Here is a 19,373-nt window from a genome sequence, read left to right on the forward strand (position 1 = left end):
CAAATGTTTTCAGCCTCCGGCTAGTGCTCCTCGCGAAGACAAAAAACGTCTCTGCGAGGGTGTTAACCCGAAGCAGTCTAATGTGAGTCTGTGTAAATTTAGTTTGTTAACAACCTGAGCGGAGCATTTGCCCCGCTTTATTATCTTTTTATATTTTCTTTTGCGGGTGGCGCCATGAACTCCGGTCCCACAGGATTTTTAACAGTTTCATCAAGTATTTTGTCAATCTCTCTGAAATCGTCTTCCGTGAGTTTCCAGCCGAAAACGTCTGCTGCGGCAGTTATCTGCTCAGGTTTTCTCGCACCCCAGAGTGCAAAAGTTCCTTTGTCTATGACCCAGCGCACAGCCAGAGCCAGAACGCTTTTGCCATATTTTTCTTTTGCGTATGCGTCCAGCTTGGCAACTGCGGCAGCATATTCAGCTATTCTGGGCTCCTTGAATTTCGGGTCGTAATTGCGGATGTCGCCTTCGGGGAAGGTTGTGCCTTCGCCTATCTTTCCTGAAAGAAGCCCACGGCATATCGCACCGTATGACAGAACCGCTATATTGTTCTTATGTGCATAGGGAAGTATGCCGTTTTCGATCTGTCTTTCAAAAAGGTTATAAGGTGGCTGAACACTGTGTATTGGCGCTTCCAGTCTGAAAGAATCCATCTGGTCGCTGGAATAGTTGCTTACGCCAATAGCCCTTATTTTGCCTTTGTGCAGAAGCCTGTTCATTATCTCTGCTGTTTCCGCTATTGGGGTGAGCGGGTCGGGCCAGTGTATCTGGTAGATGTCGATATATTCTGTCTGAAGTCTTTTCAGAGAATCGTCTATCTCTTTTTCAATACGTTCCTTTGTACTGTTGCGGAATACTTTTCCGTCGTCAGTCCAGTCAAGTCCGGCTTTTGTGGCGATAACGACTTTTTCTCTGTCCGCATAACCTTTGAGCGCTTTACCTACTATCTCTTCCGAGCGTCCGAATCCGTACACAGGCGCGGTATCAATGAAATTTATGCCGCTGTCAACAGCCGTGCGTATGGTCTGAACAGCGTCCTGTTCGTCGCTTCCGCCCCACATCCAGCCGCCTATCGCCCATGTTCCGAGGCATATTCTGCTTGCCTTTGTTTCCAGCGTGCCTATGTTCGCTCTTTCTATGTTATTGATTTTCATTATCTCCTCCTGAGATAATAAAGATAAGCCGTTTGGGGATTTTTTAAATAAAAAAAGCGGGGTTTTTATCCCCCGCCTGTTGTGTTATCTGTGTTCCGTTTTCTCTATCAGATTGTAGAGATATCTGGATTTGACCTGTTCGCTTGCCATGTAGCGTTTCACAGGCGGAAGTTTCAGTATAGCGCCGATAACAGCCGCCATAGCGCGATGTGAGAAGAGTGCTCTGTTGTCGAATATCAGGTTTTCCAGCCCGCCGCGCTCAACAGCCATCATAACCACCTTGTGAACGCCTGTTTCGGGTGTGATTACCCGTTTTTCGCGTGATTTAAGTTTGAGCGCGTCCGTTTTGCACCCGCGCAGGCAGACGCCGCAGCCGAGGCAGGTGTCTTCATTAAGTTTAGCCAGTTTCTTTTTAGGTTTATGCGGATCGTTTGCGGAGACCATCGCCATAGCTTCCACGGGACAGAGTTCGGCGCATTTGCCGCATCCGGTGCATTTTTCCGTTTCTATTTCAGGCAGGAAGTTGGATGTGTGGACAGGGTTCATTATGGCGAATTTGCGGGCGGCTATGAGCGCTTCGCAGCAGCATCCGCAGCAGTTGCAGATAAAGCTTACTTCCCGTTTGCTGTTCTCGCCGAACTGCACGAGGTTATGTTCGTATGCCTGTGCCAGCAGATCCATACATTCTGAAACGTCTATCTGTCTGGCATATCCGTGGCGTATCAGCGAACCGCCGACGTTGTTGAACGTCATGCATATGTCCATGGGCGCATCGCAGGCTTTTCCCATGTGCTGCATCTTGTGGCGGCAGTAACACATGCTGACACCTATGTGGCTGGCGGTCTTTATTACCTCCGTCGCGCGTTCATAGTCCAGAACGTAGAGGTTGTTGTCTTCGGAGAGCATTTCCTCGTTGACAAACGTGCGCCCCAGCTGGGTTTCGCCGTTGGTGAACAGGTTTTTTATGAAGTCCTCTTCAACGTTCATATACTGATAATAAAGCTGTCCGAGCAGTTCCTGATTGATGTCGCCCCGCGTGCGCATCATGGAAAACTCGAAAAAGCCCGCCATTGGGGGCGGCAGGACATAGGTCATCTGCCCGTTTTCAATGATGTCCATCAGAAGCACCCTGTCGCAGAGTGCGTCGAGCTGTTTTCGAGCCTCAAGGTCGCTGACCTTCCATATTTTCGCCGCTTCCTCTGCTTTGAAGGGTTTTATAGGAAGCTGCGCAATGAGCGCAGCCTCTTTTTCAGTCATGAGTATTGAGAGTATCTTGAAGAGCGTTTCCGATGCCGGAGCGCCCTGTGGAAATCTGTTCAGTCTTTCGGCAAGACTGCTGTAGCCGTGTTTAGCTGTATGATGTGCCATATCAGTTCCTCTGAAAAAAGTATAACCGATATGCACAATGATTTAAATACTAAATATCTTCGTCTGCGACCTGCTTTTTCACTGTTGCCATAAGCCTGTAGGCGAGCGGCACTATCAGAAGGGTGAGCGTTGTCCCCAGAAGAAGCCCGCCGACAATTACCCAGCCGAGCTGGTGACGGCTCTCCGCTCCCGCACCCTCTGCAAATGCAAGTGGTATGGAACCCAGAACCATAGCGGACGTTGTCATAAGAATGGGGCGGAGACGCAGTGTAGCGGCTTTTACGACTGCTTCCGTCTTGCTCAGTCCTGTAAGCTGAAGCTGGTTTGCGAATTCAACTATAAGTATGCCGTGCTTTGTGATAAGCCCTATCAGGGTGATAAGTCCTATCTGGCTGTAAATGTTCAGTGTGTTGCCCGTCAGTTTCAGGGCGAGCAGTGCGCCCGTCATGGAAAGCGGAACGGTGAGCATGATTATGAACGGGTCGATAAAGCTTTCAAACTGTGCCGAAAGCATGAGGTATATGAAAAGTATGGCGAGTATGAACGTGAACACAAGCCCGCCGCTTGATTCTCTGAATTCTCTGGATTCACCGTCGTAGTCAACGGTATAGTTTTCGGGGAGCATTTTGGATGCGGTCGCGTTCAGATAGTTCAGCGCCTCGCCGAGCGAATACCCTGCATTAAGGCTCGCGCTGACAACCGCCGCCCTCGACCTGTCGAAGTGGTTGAGCGACTGTGCAGTGATGCCCTCTCTGATGTCCACAAGGTTTGACAGCGGCACCATCTCTCCCGTACCTGAACGGACATACAGTCTGTCCAGATCCTGCGGAACGGTGCGTCTTGAGTCCTCTGTTTTAAGGATAACGTCATACTGCTCGCTGTCCATTTTGAACTGTGTCACGGTGCTTCCGCTGAACATTGTTTCTATGGCGCGGTTTACATCCTCGACACTGATGCCCATTGCCGCCGCCTTGTCCCTGTTAACGCTGACCTTAAGCTCCGGTGTGTTGAGTTTCAGGTCGCTTTTAACAGAAGACAGCATGGGGCTTTGGCTGACCTCGCGGATAAATTTCTCTGTTAAGGTGTTAAGTTCCGCGTATGAGGATGTTGTCTTTATTACAAACTGGACAGGCTGTTTCGTTGCCGAAAGTCCCAGTGAAGGCGGATTGATGGGAAACGCTCTTACATCGGGTATCATAGCCATTTTCGGAGCTATCTCCGCCGCAATATCCTGCTGTGAGCGTGTGCGCTCGTCCCATGTACGAAGCCTTATGACTGTCCTGCCGTCGGCGACAACAGGTGTTCCGACCCTTGTTTGAATGGCTGTCCGTTCGGGGATGGTTGCGTATATCTCTTCAAGTTTTCTTGCAGATTCCATTGAATAGGCTGGTGTTGCCCCGTCGGGTCCTGAGTATATGCCGAAGATAACGCTTCTGTCCTCAATGGGTGCAAGCTCCGAGGGCAGAGATTTCAGCAGGTAGAATCCGGTTGAAAACACTGCGATCATAACGATAATGCCTGGCAGCCACGATTTGATGGACACACGCAGAACTTTTTCATAAGCGGAATCCATCGCGTCAAAGAATGCATCAGCCGCTTGGTTTAAACGATTTTTTGAATGGTTCTCCTTAAGCATCTTGGAGCACATCATCGGTGTAAGCGTCAGAGCTATGAAGCCCGATACTATAACCGCGCCTGCAAGTGTTATAGCGAACTCGGTGAACAGTTTGCCGGTTCTGCCCTGTGTGAAAGCCACCGGAACGTAAACCGCGGCAAGGGTCAGCGTCATGGAGATGATAGGGAGCGAAATCTCTTTCATCCCTTCTATGGCTGCCTTGAAAGGTTTTGTACCACCCTCGATGTGTCTGTGGATGTTTTCAAGAACGACGATTGCGTCATCCACAACAAGACCCACTGCGAGAACGAAAGCCAGAAGTGTCAGAGTGTTTATGGAGAAGCCAAGCCCCCACATGATAGCGAATGCACCCACAAGCGACACGGGTATCGTTACCAGAGGTATGATGGTTGAGCGGAGGTTTCTGAGGAAAAGGAAGATGATTATTATGACCAGCAGAACGGCTTCGGATATTGCGCTGTAGACGTTCTTTATGGAGTGGTCAATGAAGACCGACGAATCGTATGTTATGAGCAGTTTCATGCCGTCGGGCAGAGTTTTGTTGATGTCCTCCACAACGACTTTAAGGTCTTTCGAGATATTCAGCGGGTTCGCCGTACTCTGTTTGACCACGCCCATACCGATGGCGTTCTTACCGTCCAGTCTGTAAAAAGACCTCTGGTCTTCTATGCCCATTTCAACATGACCTATATCTTTGATACGCAGGAGATATCCGTTTCTATCGGCAATTACGATGTTTGCAAATTCTTCAGGTTTGTTCAGCCCTGTTTCGGCGAGAACGGAAAATTCTCTTGTCTGACTTTCAACCCTTCCGCCGGGGACTTCAAGGTTCTGTGCGGATACGGCATTTTTAACGTCGGCAACGGTAACTCCCGCCGCCGCCATTCTGTCGGGATCGAGCCAGACACGCATGGCGTATCTTCTTTCGCCGTATATGTTTGCCGCGGCGACACCGTCTATAAGCTCGATACGTTTGACGATGAATCTGCTCATGTAGTCCGATATCTGCGCTGGTGAATGTTTTGTGCTGGTGACCGTCAGAAAGATGATGGGGGACGCATCCGCCTCCACCTTTGTTATGACAGGTTCGTCAATATCGTCCGGCAGTGAGCCGCGCACACGCCCGACTCTGTCGCGGATATCCGCTGCAGCGTCGCCCGGGTCGATGTTCATATTAAACACGACCGTGATGTTGCTCTGTTCCTGCCTGCTCTGTGATGTGATGCTCTTTATGCCGTCGATACCAGAGATACGGTCTTCAATTACCTTAGTAACCCTGCTTTCGATGATGTCGGGGCTTGCTCCGGTATACGTCGTCTGAATTGAGACCGTGGGTTCGTCTATGTTCGGATACTCTCTCACTGTCAGTTCGCTGTATGCCACAAAACCTATGAGGAGTATGATAAGGCTTAAAACTGTTGCGAGAACAGGCTTGCGGATAGTTATTTCGGACAGTTTCATTTCACAGACCCTTTTTCATCCTCTGCGGGAGTGACCTTGTCTCCGTCCTTTATCCTGTCCTGTCCCTTTGTAATTATAATGTCGCCGGCTTTCAGTCCCGCAGTGACCTCGACGAAACCTGTTATCCTGTTTCCTGTTGTCACTTTGGTCTGAACGGCGATGCCGTTGTTGTATATGAATACCGATTTGCCGGATGCGTTCTGGGTTATTGCTGATTCGGGAATGAATAGGGCGTTTTCACGCTCCTCTGTTTCAATGCTTATCTGCGCGAACATGCCAGGGTGAAGCTCTCCGCCTGTGTTTTTGATTATTCCGCGTACTGTCAGGCTTCTGCTCTGCTGATCTATCTTCGGGTCGATGGCGTATATCCTGCCTGAAAACACCCTGTCAGGATATGCGTCCGTTGTCGCTGTGAATGTCTGCGAGATTCTTATTTTTGAAATGTCCGTCTGGGGAACGCTGAACTGTACTTTTACGGCTGAGATGTCTTCAAGGTTGACTATCTGGGTTCCAGCCTGAATATAGTTTCCTGCACTCACCTGCCTGAGACCCACTGTGCCGGAGAACGGTGCTTTTATGGTTGTTTTCACAAGCTCGGCTTTGACAAGGCGTACCTGCGCCTCGCTTCTTTGCCAGTCTGCAAAGGCAATGTCCCTGTCCTGTCTGGATACTGCGCCGGATTCCACAAGGTCTTCCGCGCGTCTGTATTTCGCTTCGTTCAGCGTGCGGTCTGTTTCCGCGCTGTCAAGCTCCGCTTTCAGAGTGGAATCGTCGATGCGGACAAGCACCTGTCCGGCTTTAACTTTCTGACCTTCAGAAAAAAGAATGTCTGTGATGCGTCCAGCCGTTTCGGATGTTATGACAACCGACTCGTTTGACATGATGTTTCCAACAGAAAAAACTGCGTGTCCGGTGCTGCGGAATGCAACAGGCGCTGTTTCAACATATGCCTTTTTTTCTTTGGGCTTTTGCGCGTCTTTCTGTTTTCCCTGTGAAAAAACTTTTCCGCCGGACAAAAAGAAAGCCGCACAGAGTATTGCTACAGCTGCCGCCGCTATTATGGCTTTGGTTTTAGCCGGATTTTTCCAGTCCGACTTTTGTTTAACTCTCTCTTCCATGTTTATTTACTCCCCCGTCAGGCAATAGCTTAATATTAAAGACGGAGGAATGGAATAAAAATTCATATTATGAAGAAAATTTGCAGAAAAAGAGAGTTGTTTGTCCTGAAAAAGATATTTCGGAAATCCTGTGCCGTTGACTTAAAATCGTGCGCGGTATTCTTTGTTTATTCTTTTGCTATGTATTACTAAGTTATAATATATAGTTGCGTTATTTTTGCATAATTACCTGATAAATATTGACTTTTTTATCATTATGCTTAATTGTATATAACGTAATCGGAGTTTTGTAAATTATATATACGGGGGAAGACCGTGAAGTGTAACGTATGCGAGATAGGATGCTCTGTGAGCGAGGGTGCAGGTGGAGCCTGCGGGCGATATACTGTTGAGAACGGAAAAATCACGGAGCTTTTTCCCCACAGCTATCTTGTGGTCTGCCCTATCTCAGCTGAAACTATGCCGGTCATGAACTTTTACCCCGGAGCAAAGTTTCTCCAGATAAGCACCAGCGGGTGCAACTTCGACTGCGGCGGGTGCGTTGCCACCGTCTGCGCAAAGGAGATGAACGCCGACAGCAGTGCCATGAAAAAACTTACCCCTGAACAGATAATTCAAAAGGCATTTGCGCAGGAGTGCGCAGGAATAGCGTTTCTGATGAACGATCCGCTGGCTTCATTCCACACTTTTCTGGAAGTTGCGAAGCTGGCAAAAAATAACGGGCTTCTCGTCGGCTGTTCGTCAAACGGGTATTTCACGGAAGATTCGCTGAGCGGGATTTCGGATTATCTTGATTTTATCAACATAGGTATAAAGGGTTTGAATGACGCAGACTACAGAGCCTGCGGAGCGCCTTCGTACCTGCCTGTTATGCGCAATATACGGCTGTTTCATGAAAAGGGTGTACATGTTGAGGCGGCATGCATGCACAAAAAAGGCGGCGAAGAGACCGCGGTCAGCATAGCACAGGCTGTTGCCGCTGTTTCCAAAGAGATTCCGTTGCAGGTGATGCGGTTCATTCCTCTGGACGAGGCAGACATTACCGATGAACCCACCATAGCGGAATCAGAAGCTCTGATAGAGCGAATGAAAGAGATACTGGACTATGTATATCTTTTCAACTCCCCCGGCACCGACTGTATCAACACCTATTGTCCTGAATGCGGTAAGCTGATATTCGAGCGGGATTTTTACGGTCCCATGGGTTCAAAGCTCCGCGCATCGCACATAGGGCACGATGAAAAGAACTGTCCGAAATGCGGACACGCGCTGAAGCTTGAGGGTGATGTTGCGAAAAGGTCTTTCAACGAAAACGATTTCGAGGGCGGATACCCGTTCACCCGCGCTCTTGAGATAATAGAGGGAACGCTCGCCGCAATAGGCGTGCGCGACAGGAAAAAGATAATAAAATGCTGGGCGGATACGCTGAACGACGGCGGTCTGACCCGTTTTCACGGAAATATCCAGAGTTTTGACAAATATGCGGACACAATTAAGTATTTCGGAAAACTGACAGGACATGTTGACGGTGCAGAGAGACTTGTCAGGTATATGCGCGATAAGATAGATATCATCAGTGAAGGGGCAGCTGGAGCCGCCTATAAACCTTCTGTGTATTATGTGATGAGTTCACCCCTTTTCGCCCTTGAGCCGGGCAGGCTTGAAAACTGGCTGGTGGAGATGGCTGGCGGCGTGAGCCTTAACAGAGGTATGGACTGCGAGGGCAGACCGGGCATGAGGATAAAACCTGAAAGGCTGAACGAGTTAAACCCCGACGTGATATTCATCTCTTCGTTCATGCATGCGGAGCTGGACGATTTCTACAGTCTTTGCGACAGGCACTCAATCATGACCAATGCAGTGGAAAACGGACGCGTCTATAACCACGTTGCACCCTGTTTCGACTTCGGAAGTCCCCGCTGGGTGCTTGGATTGATGCATATAGCGAATTGTCTGCATCCGGAGGTTTTCGGGTTTGACATAAAGGCGGAGGCGAAAGAGTTTTATGCGCTTTTCTACGGAATAGATTTCAGAGCGGAAGATGTTAACCGTTCATTTGCGAAACCCAGCAGAACATGGGAGTATTCAATGTTCTGAGGTTAACGCTTTGCAACGCCTGTTGTTAAGTTTCATCTCAAAGTAAAATCAAATATACTATTCTGTCATTCTTTATAATATAATAAACTATGTTTAATTATCACAATTATTCACTTAACGGCATCTCATATGTCATGCTTTTCTTTCTGTGCCTTCATTCCGGTGTTCTGTACGGTACTCTGAAACGCATCGACAGACCGTCACTTCGCCTTTTTGCAGCATACATGTTGCTGGCATGGGTTCATTGCGCGTCATATTTCATGCAGATATCTGCTTTAACTCTCGATGTGAAGCTGTTCTGGGCAAATATAAAGGTTTCTATGCTGTGCGTAAGTCCGGTTGTATGGCTTTATTTCACTTATATGCTGACAAACAATAAATATCTTAATAAAAAGATAACCGCTGTGCTTCTGACCATAGCTTTTCTGAACATGTATGTGATCTGGAACGACCAGACACTCCATCTTTTCCGTGAATCTGTGGAACTGTATAAGATTTCCGACAGTATTTCCATAATGAAGCCGAAGTTCGGTATATGGTTTTTGAGCATATATATCTGGTCTTTGTATATTCCGGTTCTGGTTTCCATTCTCATGTTTCTTGCCGCCTATATAAATACCGGAAAGTATGGAAGATTTCTTTACGGTATAATGATCGTTGCCATGGTGTTTGCCCTCATTGCAGGGATTCCGCAGGTTGTAGGGCTTACATATATAGATTCGTATGCCATATCAATCGGTCTGACAGCCATCGTTTATTTCATTCTGGTGCATAAATTTCATATCTTCGGTATTGTGCCGCTATCGAACAGCGATATCGTTGATATGGTTGAAGCAGGAATATTAATATACGGCAGCACCGGAAAACTTGTTGAAGCGAACTCCGCCGCCGGATCTGTTTTTGAAACAGAGGAGCAGATGTCGCTTCTGGAATCAGCTTGCCGGGTGCTCAAACTGGATCCGTATAAATCTGGCGGTGATACAGATATCCCGATTTCCGAGATATCTTCAGGCGACAGAATATACACGGCAAAACTGAAAACTGTTAAAGGGTATAACGGAAATATCGACGGATATATAATCTTCATCAACGACGCCACCGAGCATTACAAACTTGTGCAGGTGCAGAAGGACAAGGCTCTTGCGGAGCAGAAAAGCGCAATCATAAGCGACATACACGACAATATCAGCGGCAGTGTAAGTGTCATAAGTATTCTGGCTGCCGGCGCTATTGAAGACGGGTATGACAGGAAAACCGTTCTGGAGAAGATACGCAGTATCTCCGCCGATACATGCGAAGAGGTTCGTTTCATGATGAACACATACGAGCGGCGCAGGTTTGTATACAAAGACCTTGTGTCGGATATGCAGAACGTCGGAAACATGCTGACAGACGGAACCCGTATAGATTTTACAATGACGTCAAATCTGATGACCGATATGAAATATCAGGAGATATCTTTTGACGTATATATTAATCTGATCAGGCTTTTTAAGGAATGTGTAATCAACTGTGTCAAACATTCGGGAGCGAGAACCCTTCATACCGAGGTGCAGATCGCCGGCGGAAGCGTTTCTCTGCTTATCAGAGACGACGGATGCGGTTTCCACGGCGACGTGAAAAAGGGCAGGGGACTTAAGAACATGCATAACAGGGCAAAAAGCATAGGCGGCGAGTTGGTGTTCGACGGCTCCTCAGGAACTGTTGTGCGTTGCATTGTGCCTTTGAAGGAAGGCTGACAGAACTGCATTCCTCTATTTTCTCCTGACATCCAGCTTTGCCATTTTGCTTCTCAGCGTGCTTGGCTTCAGTCCCAGAATCTCCGCCGCTCCGCCTTTGCCGTTTATCTTTCCTCCGGTGTAGTTCAGAACCTGAGAAATGTAATCCGCCGTGTGTACATCCAGATTTTCGGGGATTAAATCCGGTGCCTGCGATCTTACGAATTTTCTGTCCTCAAGCCTGTCGGCTGTTATGGATGAGAAGGTCAGTTTTCCGGTTTTGAAACGGATAAGTTCCCGTTCTATGACGTTTTGAAGTTCACGGACGTTGCCCGGCCATGAATAATTCGCCAGCTTTTCCAGTGTGCCAATCTCTATTGGCGGTGTCTGGTGAAGCCCTATCTCGCGGCACTTCTGTTCAATGAAATAGCGTGCAAGAGCGGGTATGTCCTCTTTGCGATTTCGCAGTGGCGGGATGTATATGGGGAAAACGTTCAGACGAAACCAGAGGTCTTCGCGGAATCCGCCTTCGGCAACCATGTCCTCCAGCTTTTTGTGGGTTGCGGCTATGATCCTTATGTTCAGCGGTATCGGCGTGCTGCCGCCGACCCTTTCAAGTTCACGGTTCTGCAGCACCCTCAAAAGACGTACCTGTGCCTGCAAGGGAAGCTCTCCTATCTCATCAAGAAATATAGTGCCTCCTTCCGCCCTTTCAAACCTTCCGCGCTTCATTGCCGTGGCGCCCGTGAAGGCTCCCTTCTCATGTCCGAAAAGTTCCGTGTCAATGAGCGCTTCGGGTATAGCCCCGCAGTTGACCTTTATAAACGGCTGATTCTTTCTGGCTGAATTATAGTGGATGGCATTTGCAATGACCTCTTTTCCGACACCGGTTTCGCCAAGAAGAAGCACTGTGTTGTTTCTTTGCGCCACCTGCGAAACCATCTCCATAACGTTTCTCAGTCCGCTTTTGGAGCCGATGATATCTTCGTGGTATTTTGAGGTGAGCTCATTTTGCAGAAACTGGTTTTCATCCACCAGTCTGTCTTTGAGGTTCATAAGATCTTTATGGGCAAGTGCGTTTGCAAGCGCGATGGTGAAAGGATCCGTAACTATGCTTATAAGTTTTAAATGATCCTGATTGTATCTTCTGTTGCCTAAGGCGCGCAGCGCAAGGGTTCCCAGTTTTGTGTCGTCTATGTGCAGAGGCACTATGATTGAAGAGTTCCCTTCATCTTTTGTAATTTCCACCATCTTCTGAACAAACGGGAGTGGATTGTCTATGTCCTTTATCATGGGATGCTTTAATGCTCTTGTTATTTCCCACAGCTCTTCGTTGAGGGGGATGATTGTATCTTCCGTTAAGTTGCTGTTGTTCGGGACGGCAGCAATAAAACGGATTGCTCCCAGTTCATCGTCGTGTATAGCCAGATAGATGTTGTCCAGAGGCATTATATTTCTGATATAGTCGTAAACCTTACTGAGGGCGGCTTTTATATCCAGACTGCCGCATATCCTGAGCGTGATCTCTTTGAAAAACTCATTTTCATCTATATTCATACAGTTTCCTTATAACGAAATATCGTTGTTTTTAATATATGTATCGATATTTAGATACCAGTATAACGATATTTCGTCTCTAAAGCAAGACGTTTATAGCTAAGTTGTTTATGCAGCAGAAGTTAAGGTTATGGCATGCGTATTGCAATATCCATTGGATAAGGTATCGGAGGAAAATATGAAGACAGTTCTTTTTATCACGTGCAATCTTAAACCGAAGGAACGGTCAAGAAGCCTCACAGTTGCGGACGAGTTTCTGAAAAAGTATACGGAACTCAATCCCGAAGACCGGATTGAGGTCATAGACACATACAGAGACCACATTCAGCGGTTTGACGAGGATGTTCTGAACGGAATGGAAAAGCTTCATGGCGGAATGGCGTTTGCGGCTTTGACATCTAATGAGCAGGTCAAGCTAGGAAAGATATGGGCTTCTGCGGAGAAATTTGCAGAGGCGGACAAATATGTTTTTGTGACGCCCATGTGGAACCTTAACTTTCCGGTGGAACTGAGGATGTATCTGGACACGATATGCGTGGTCGGAAAGACGTTCATGTACACTGAGAAAGGACCGGTGGGACTTCTGAGCGGAAAAGGCAAAAAATGTCTCAACATCCACGCCACAGGCGGATTTTATTACGGCACTCCCTTTGACTTTTCGGTTCCGTATCTCAAAACCCTGATGAAGTTTATCGGTGTGGAGGATTTCTCTTCGATAGTTATAGAAGGCTTGGACATTCTCCCCGACAGAGCGGCGGAGTTCGTAGCCCATGCGATTGAAAAGGCGAAGGTCGAAGCGGCTGTATTTTAAGGAAGGCATATGAAAAGAACAGCAATACAACTGTCTGTGTTAACTCTGTCCATCCTGCTTTTTTCAGGCTGTACCGGATATAAAGGACTGAACACGGAATCTGAAATGGAAAAGATACCCCTTGTGGGTGTAGAGACGCAAAAGGGCGACTGGCCGGATGAAAAATGGTGGGAGAGGCTGAATGACCCGCAGCTTAACGCGTTAGTGGAGGATGCACTTGCCGGAAATCCTTCACTCAGTGAGGCGCAGGCGAGAATTCGTCAGGCGCAGGCGGCGGCGGGCATAGCGGATTCAGAGAACTCGGTTCAGGTGAACGGTGAAGCGGCAAGCACATATCAGCGTTTTCCGCGCCACGAAACCTATCCGGCGGCACACGCAGGCAGAAAGGACACTGTGAACCGTTTGCAGATAACCGCAGGGTACGATTTTGACCTGTGGGGAAAGAACAAGGCGGAATATGAAGCGGCATTGGGCGGGGTTCGCGTTGCGGAAGTGGACAAAGAGGCGGCAAAACTGACCCTTGTTTCGGCACTGGTGCTCGACTATGTGCGTCTGGACAACGCATACCGTAATGAAGATCTGAAAAAAGAGATGCTAGGTAAATATGCGCAGATAATCGACCTGCAAAGAAAGCGCTACGGTGCCGGACTTGATTCCGAAGGGAATATAAAGATGACTGAGAGCGCCATGCACTCCGTCAGTGCAGATATAAAGAAACTGCAGGAAGAGCAGACGCTTCTGAAAATATCTCTGGGAGCCATGACGGGAATAGGAACCGAGAGGGGACTCAAACTGAACAGACCTGCGCTGGGTGAGTACGCTTTTGCGTATCTGCCTGAAGACCTTCCGGCGGAACTTGTCGGCAGAAGACCCGATATCGCCGCACAGAAATGGCGTATAGAGACGATGCAGCAGCGCATAAAATCTGCGAAGACGGAATTCTATCCCAATGTGAACCTGAATGCGTTTGCCGGATTCCGCTCAATAGGACTTGAAAATCTGCTGAGAACAGGAAGCGGTACCTTCGGCGTGGGACCTGCTGTCACTCTTCCCATATTCAACGGAGGCGCGCTCCGAAGTAATTTTGCAATGAAGAATGCGGAATATGATGAAGCGGTTGAAAGATATAATACTCTTATTCTGGATGCCGTTCAGGAGGTTGCAGACCTCGCCGTATCGGGCAAAGAGAACATGAAACAGCTTGAGGACAGACAGAACGCGGTGGGCAGTCTTACGAATGCTAAAAGGCTGTCGGATCTTAACTATAAAAGCGGGATTGCAAGCGCTCTGCCCGCTCTGAACACTGAAATAGATATCCTTAATGCTAAAAGCGCCGTGATAGCGCTGAAATCCAGACAGACTGAGCTTGCCGTATCCATGACAAGAGCGCTCGGCGGCGGATTTGAAACGGCTGTTAAGAAAGGTGAGGAGAAGAATGATGAGTGAAAATACAATGAGACCGAATTCAAGGATGCGGCTGATGCTGATGGTTACGGGAATTTTTGTCCTGATAGGAGCGTCGTACGCATTTTACTGGTTCACGTTCGCCAGATACAGCATAACGACGGATAATGCATACGTTTCCGGCAATATAATTCAGATCACGCCCCAGACTTCCGGTTCAGTTGCTGCTGTTTTTGTTAACGATACCGACTTTGTTAAAGCGGGGACTGTTCTTGTGAGCCTTGACAGAGCCGACGCTGAAACAGCACTTGAACAGGCGGAGGCGGAGCTTGCCCGCACCGTGAGACAGGTCAGAAGCCTTTACACATCCGACAGCAGACTGAAAGCTGTTGTGAAACAGAAAGAGACTGCCCTTAAAAAAGCACAGGACGACCTTGACAGGCGTATGAAACTTTCAGGTACAGGGGCTATAGCACAGGAAGAGATAGACCACGCGGGTGAAGCGGTAAAGCTGGCTCAGCAGTCACTTGAAGAGGCACATGAACAGTTTAAAACAAGCAGAAGCCTCACCGAGAGAACGGTTGCCGAAAGCCACCCCGATGTTGAAAAAGCGGCGGCACAGGTTCGCGAGAGCTACCTTGCCCTTAAAAGAACGGAAATTGTCGCACCGGAGGACGGTTTTGTCGCAAGACGCAATGTGCAGAAAGGACAGTGGGTCAACACAGGCGCACCCCTTATGGCTATTGTGCCGCTGGATCAGATATGGGTGGACGCCAATTTTAAAGAAACTCAGCTCAGAAACATGCGCATAGGTCAGCCCGTTGAACTTTCCAGCGACCTGCTGGGCAGCGGCGTTAAATATAAAGGCGTGATACAGGGCTTTTCCGCTGGAACAGGTTCGGCTTTCTCCCTTCTGCCCGCGCAGAACGCCACAGGGAACTGGATAAAGGTTGTTCAGAGACTTGCCGTGCGCGTTGCGCTCGATAAAAAAGAGATAAAGGAAAATCCTCTCCAGATAGGGCTTTCGATGGAAGCACGCGTAAATGTCAGGGATAATTCCGGCAAAAGATTCACAGGCGGCGTGTCTGCCCATGACAGCGTTAAACCTGCCTATAAAAATACATGGAAAAGCGAGGCTGATGCCGTAGTTTCCGGAATAATAGCCAGAAACCGCTGATATGCAGGGAGAAAAGTATGCAGGACAATAAACAGGCTCCTCCTGCACCCCTTACAGGAGCGAAACTTGTGTTCGCCACGATATCTCTTTCGCTGGCGACACTTATGATAGTTATAGATACGACCATTGCTAACGTTTCCATACCTGCGATATCAGGTGACCTTGGTGTCAGCACCAGTCAGGGAACGTGGGTCATAACCTTTTTTGCTGTGGCAAATGCCGTCGCGGTACCGCTCACCGGATGGCTGATTCAGCGGATAGGACAGATAAAACTGTTCGTCTGGTCTGTGGCGCTCTTTATCCTGTCTTCGTTTTTGTGCGGGATGGCATGGAATATAGAGTCGCTGATAGGATTCAGGATTATGCAGGGGTTTGTGGCGGGACCCGTTATTCCTCTGTCTATGTCACTGCTTTTGCAGTGTTATCCGCGGGAAAAATCGGGTATGGCGATAGCTATTTGGTCGATGACGATTACAGTTGCGCCAATCGCGGGACCGATTCTGGGCGGTTGGCTTACCGATAACATATCATGGCCATGGATATTTTATGTCAATATACCGATAGGTATATTGGCGCTGGTTATTTCGCTTATGATGATAGGCGACAGGGAATCGCCCACGCGCAAACTGCCTGTGGATAGGGTGGGACTTGCACTTCTAATCATATGGGTTGGCAGTTTTCAGGTAATGCTGGACAAGGGAAAGGAGCTGGACTGGTTCGGTTCACCGTTCATTGTTACTCTGGCTGTGGTTTCAGTTGTGGCGTTCGTATATTTCCTTGTGTGGGAACTTACGGAGAAACATCCCATCATAGATCTTTCGCTGTTTAGGATAAGAAACTTCACCGTCAGTACGTTGACGCTCAGTCTGGGCTATGGCGTGTTCTTTATGAACCTTGTCCTTGTGCCGCTCTGGCTTCAGAAATACATGGGATACACTGCGACATGGGCAGGGCTTGTGACAGCGACTTTCGGGATATTCGCCATCATCCTTTCGCCCCTTGTGGGAAAAGGGATATCGAAATATGACCCAAGACTGTTCGTGACGTTCGCGTTCACGTTCTTTTCCGCGGCGTTCTTCATGCGGAGCGGTTTTTCCCCAGCTGTGGATGCGAAGTCCATTGCACTTAACCACCTGTTTCAGGGTATAGGTATGGCGGCGTTCATGACACCGCTTAACGCTATGGCTGTGGCGGGCATGGCGCATGACAGGATAGGTTCCGCATCGGGGCTTATAAATTTTGCCCGTATCATGATGGGGGCTTTCAGCGCTTCCGTTGGAACAACCATATGGGAGAACAGAGCCGCGATGCACCACGCGAGACTAACCGAGGAGATAACTCCTTATTCGGTGGCATGGTCGCATATGGCAAACGCTCTTTCGGCTATAAACATCAAGGGTTCGGCTGCTTACAGCATGATAGAGAGGGACATAACCGTTCAGTCATTCATGTTTTCGACATATGAGATGTTCAGGGTCTCCGGATTTCTGATACTTTGCCTGATAGGTGTTGTCTGGCTGGCAAGACCGAAAAAGGTAAAGGCGGGACCAGATTCCGCAGGCGGACATTGAAATTGTAAACAAAAGGCACTCTTTTTTAAGAGTGCTTTTTTCATAAAAATACTTGCCCAAAATTCAAAATGTCTGTACGAACACAGGAGACAAAACTATCGGAGATTTTTCTGTTAAATAAACTGGCACGCCTTTTGCACGTTTCTCTCGGTAAATTATACGATCCAAACGGAACCGAGATGACATTTAAAGTTAAAAATTCATTGATCACCATGACGCTTGTTCTCATCGGGATACTCACCCTTATAGGTGTGACCTATCACAGCACACGGGTGATTATCGACAGAACGGTCATGAACCACCAGCAGAACATAGCCGCGCAGGCGGCGAACACCACCGGAATATGGGTTCAGCAGCAGATAAAGATACTCCAGTCTGCGGCGAATTCGCTTGGTAAAGAGCCTGAAAAGAATCTTGATAAGACTATGAACATTCTGAAAATGGCTATGGATGCGGGTGATTTCAGTGACGTTTATATCGGCATGTACGACGGGCAGATGATAGACGGGGCTGAATGGATTCCGCCGCACAATTACGACCCCAGGACACGCCCGTGGTACAAAAGAGGCGAAAAGTCGGATTCCGCCGGTTTCACATACCCTTACGTTGATATGACCACCAGACAGATAGTAATTGCCCTTTCAATGCCTATTGTTGCCGACAGAAAACTGAAAGGTGTTCTCAGTGCGGACACTAACCTTGATATGCTTATGAAGAACGTGGTGAACGCCAGAGCGGCTAAGGGCGGATATACCTTCGTTGTCAGTCAGGGCGGAACCATCATAATGCACCCCGACAAGAATCTGCTCATGCGCGAAAAACTGCAGGACGCCGACCCCAGTCTTGAAAACATCCTTAACGTTATGAAGGACGAAGACTCCGGTTCGTTTTCATACACACAGCATGGCAAAGAATATATCCTCGCCTTTCAGAAGATAGAAAACGTTGATTGGTACCTCTGCACAACCATGACCAGAACCAACGCATACGAGCTTTCCGGCAGAGCGTCCATGCTCCTCGCCACCGAATCGGTGCTTAAAGTGCTTGGGCTTCTGGTGGTTATAACCATGATCGGCATAGGCGGAAGCGCACTTATTCTGTATCTGTATAACCGCAGGTTTGTCAACGCTATGCAGAGGCAGCAGGTGCAGATAACAGGTATGAACGAAGACCTTAAGTGGAACATCACCCGCCGTAAGGAACTTGAGACACACTACCACACTCTGTTCAACGTGGCGAACGACGCAATCATGGTCTGCAAGGGTATGATATTTGTGGACTGCAATGAAAAGGCGAACGAGATATTCAGGCTGAGTCATTACGGTATATTGGGAAATAACATGCTCGATCTTTCACCTGCCCACCAGCCCGACGGGGTGCGCAGCCACGAGAAAGCGCTTGTTATAATCTCGGAAGCGGAGAAGGGCGAACAGCAGTTCTTTAACTGGAACTTCATGCGTGGCGACAAAACGGAGTTCCCCGCTGAAGTGAGTCTTAAAAAGCTCCGTCTGAACAATGAACAGCTCATATTGCTGAGTATCAGGGACATATCCAAACGTGTGAACGCCGAACAGCAGCTTCGTCAGGCGCAGAAGATGGCGGCGATGGGTGAGATGGTGGGAGCCATAGCCCACCAGTGGCGCCAGCCTCTGAACATCCTTTCAACATACGTTGCCAGTATCCAGTCGGCATACTATAATAATATGGTGAATAAGGATTTTGTTGAAAAACTGGTGTCCGGAGCGGACAGCCAGATTCAGTTCATGTCAAAGACCATCGACGATTTCAGACACTTCTTCAAACCGTCAAAGGCGAAGGAACCTTTCGATTCCGTTGAAGCGGTGGAGAGCGCCGCAAGGCTCATAGCGCCTAATTACAAAGACGGCAATATATCGCTCAACATACTGAAACCGCAGGAAAAATATCCGCTGGTGGTTAACGGATGCCGGAGCGAATTTGTTCACGTTGTTCTTAACCTGCTGGCAAATGCCAGAGACGCTATTATTGAAAGAAATGCACCGGAAGACGAACCGCGTGAAGTTTATATTGAGATTGAACATGACGACAATAATGTTATGATAAAGGTGAAAGATACCGGATGCAAGATAGCGGAACATATTCTGCCGAAGATATTCAACCCGTATTTTTCCACAAAGACCTACGCTTCGGGAACGGGGATAGGACTTTATATGTCGCGCACCATTATCGAAAGCGAGATGCAGGGGACATTGACCGCGCAGAACTATGAGCATGGAGCGGTGTTTACGGTAACCCTGCCGAAAATTCATAAAGAGGATTAAT

General features: G+C 48.3%; 12 protein-coding genes. 7 read left to right on the forward strand and 5 right to left on the reverse strand.

The genetic code is table 11. The annotated features are described in order from the left end of the window. Positions 1 to 140 precede the first annotated feature (140 nt). The 4 genes from LRY47_RS01045 to LRY47_RS01060 form a co-directional block, all read right to left on the reverse strand. Positions 141 to 1,154: an aldo/keto reductase gene (locus tag LRY47_RS01045; RefSeq protein ID WP_295221622.1), complete on the reverse strand. Its 1,014-nt coding sequence runs from the start codon at positions 1,152 to 1,154 to the stop codon at positions 141 to 143. An 84-nt stretch (positions 1,155 to 1,238) separates the two neighbouring features. Continuing rightward, the gene (locus LRY47_RS01050; RefSeq protein WP_295221624.1) at positions 1,239 to 2,522 is read right to left on the reverse strand and encodes a 4Fe-4S dicluster domain-containing protein; all 1,284 of its coding nucleotides are present in this window, start codon (positions 2,520 to 2,522) and stop codon (positions 1,239 to 1,241) included. Between the two features lie 49 nt (positions 2,523 to 2,571). Next, on the reverse strand, positions 2,572 to 5,619 hold the full coding sequence (locus LRY47_RS01055) for an efflux RND transporter permease subunit (RefSeq protein WP_295221626.1): 3,048 nt from the start codon (positions 5,617 to 5,619) through the stop codon (positions 2,572 to 2,574). After that, complete coding sequence (locus LRY47_RS01060) at positions 5,616 to 6,737, reverse strand: efflux RND transporter periplasmic adaptor subunit (RefSeq protein WP_295221628.1); 1,122 nt, start codon at positions 6,735 to 6,737, stop codon at positions 5,616 to 5,618. Before LRY47_RS01060 ends, LRY47_RS01055 begins: the two co-directional genes overlap by 4 nt. A gap of 315 nt (positions 6,738 to 7,052) precedes the next feature. Here LRY47_RS01060 and LRY47_RS01065 point away from each other — a divergent pair, with 315 nt between their 5' ends. After that, on the forward strand, positions 7,053 to 8,834 hold the full coding sequence (locus tag LRY47_RS01065) for a radical SAM protein (RefSeq protein ID WP_295221630.1): 1,782 nt from the start codon (positions 7,053 to 7,055) through the stop codon (positions 8,832 to 8,834). Positions 8,835 to 8,923: 89 nt separating this feature from the next. Next, positions 8,924 to 10,573 carry a histidine kinase N-terminal 7TM domain-containing protein gene (locus tag LRY47_RS01070; RefSeq protein ID WP_295221632.1) on the forward strand — a complete coding sequence of 550 codons (1,650 nt, stop codon included), beginning with the start codon at positions 8,924 to 8,926 and terminating at the stop codon, positions 10,571 to 10,573. 15 nt (positions 10,574 to 10,588) lie between these two features. Here LRY47_RS01070 and LRY47_RS01075 read toward each other — a convergent pair whose 3' ends face one another. Beyond that, on the reverse strand, positions 10,589 to 12,109 hold the full coding sequence (locus tag LRY47_RS01075; RefSeq protein WP_295221635.1) for a sigma 54-interacting transcriptional regulator: 1,521 nt from the start codon (positions 12,107 to 12,109) through the stop codon (positions 10,589 to 10,591). A gap of 178 nt (positions 12,110 to 12,287) precedes the next feature. Between LRY47_RS01075 and LRY47_RS01080 the strand changes: the two genes are divergently transcribed. The 5 genes from LRY47_RS01080 (at position 12,288) to LRY47_RS01100 (ending at position 19,372) form a co-directional block, all read left to right on the forward strand. Continuing rightward, the gene (locus tag LRY47_RS01080) at positions 12,288 to 12,920 is read left to right on the forward strand and encodes an NAD(P)H-dependent oxidoreductase (protein WP_295221638.1); all 633 of its coding nucleotides are present in this window, start codon (positions 12,288 to 12,290) and stop codon (positions 12,918 to 12,920) included. Positions 12,921 to 12,929: 9 nt separating this feature from the next. Beyond that, positions 12,930 to 14,366 (forward strand): efflux transporter outer membrane subunit, encoded by a 1,437-nt coding sequence (locus LRY47_RS01085; protein ID WP_295221641.1) that lies wholly within the window; start codon positions 12,930 to 12,932, stop codon positions 14,364 to 14,366. After that, complete coding sequence (locus tag LRY47_RS01090; protein WP_295221644.1) at positions 14,359 to 15,501, forward strand: efflux RND transporter periplasmic adaptor subunit; 1,143 nt, start codon at positions 14,359 to 14,361, stop codon at positions 15,499 to 15,501. Before LRY47_RS01085 ends, LRY47_RS01090 begins: the two co-directional genes overlap by 8 nt. A gap of 17 nt (positions 15,502 to 15,518) precedes the next feature. Further along, a complete protein-coding gene (locus LRY47_RS01095) occupies positions 15,519 to 17,072 on the forward strand; it encodes a DHA2 family efflux MFS transporter permease subunit (RefSeq protein ID WP_295221646.1) in 1,554 nt (517 codons plus the stop codon). Positions 17,073 to 17,140: 68 nt separating this feature from the next. After that, a complete protein-coding gene (locus LRY47_RS01100) occupies positions 17,141 to 19,372 on the forward strand; it encodes a sensor histidine kinase (RefSeq protein WP_295221648.1) in 2,232 nt (743 codons plus the stop codon). The last annotated feature ends 1 nt before the right edge of the window (position 19,373 follow it).

Source organism: Seleniivibrio sp. (assembly GCF_021209385.1).
Taxonomy (GTDB): domain Bacteria; phylum Chrysiogenota; class Deferribacteres; order Deferribacterales; family Geovibrionaceae; genus Seleniivibrio.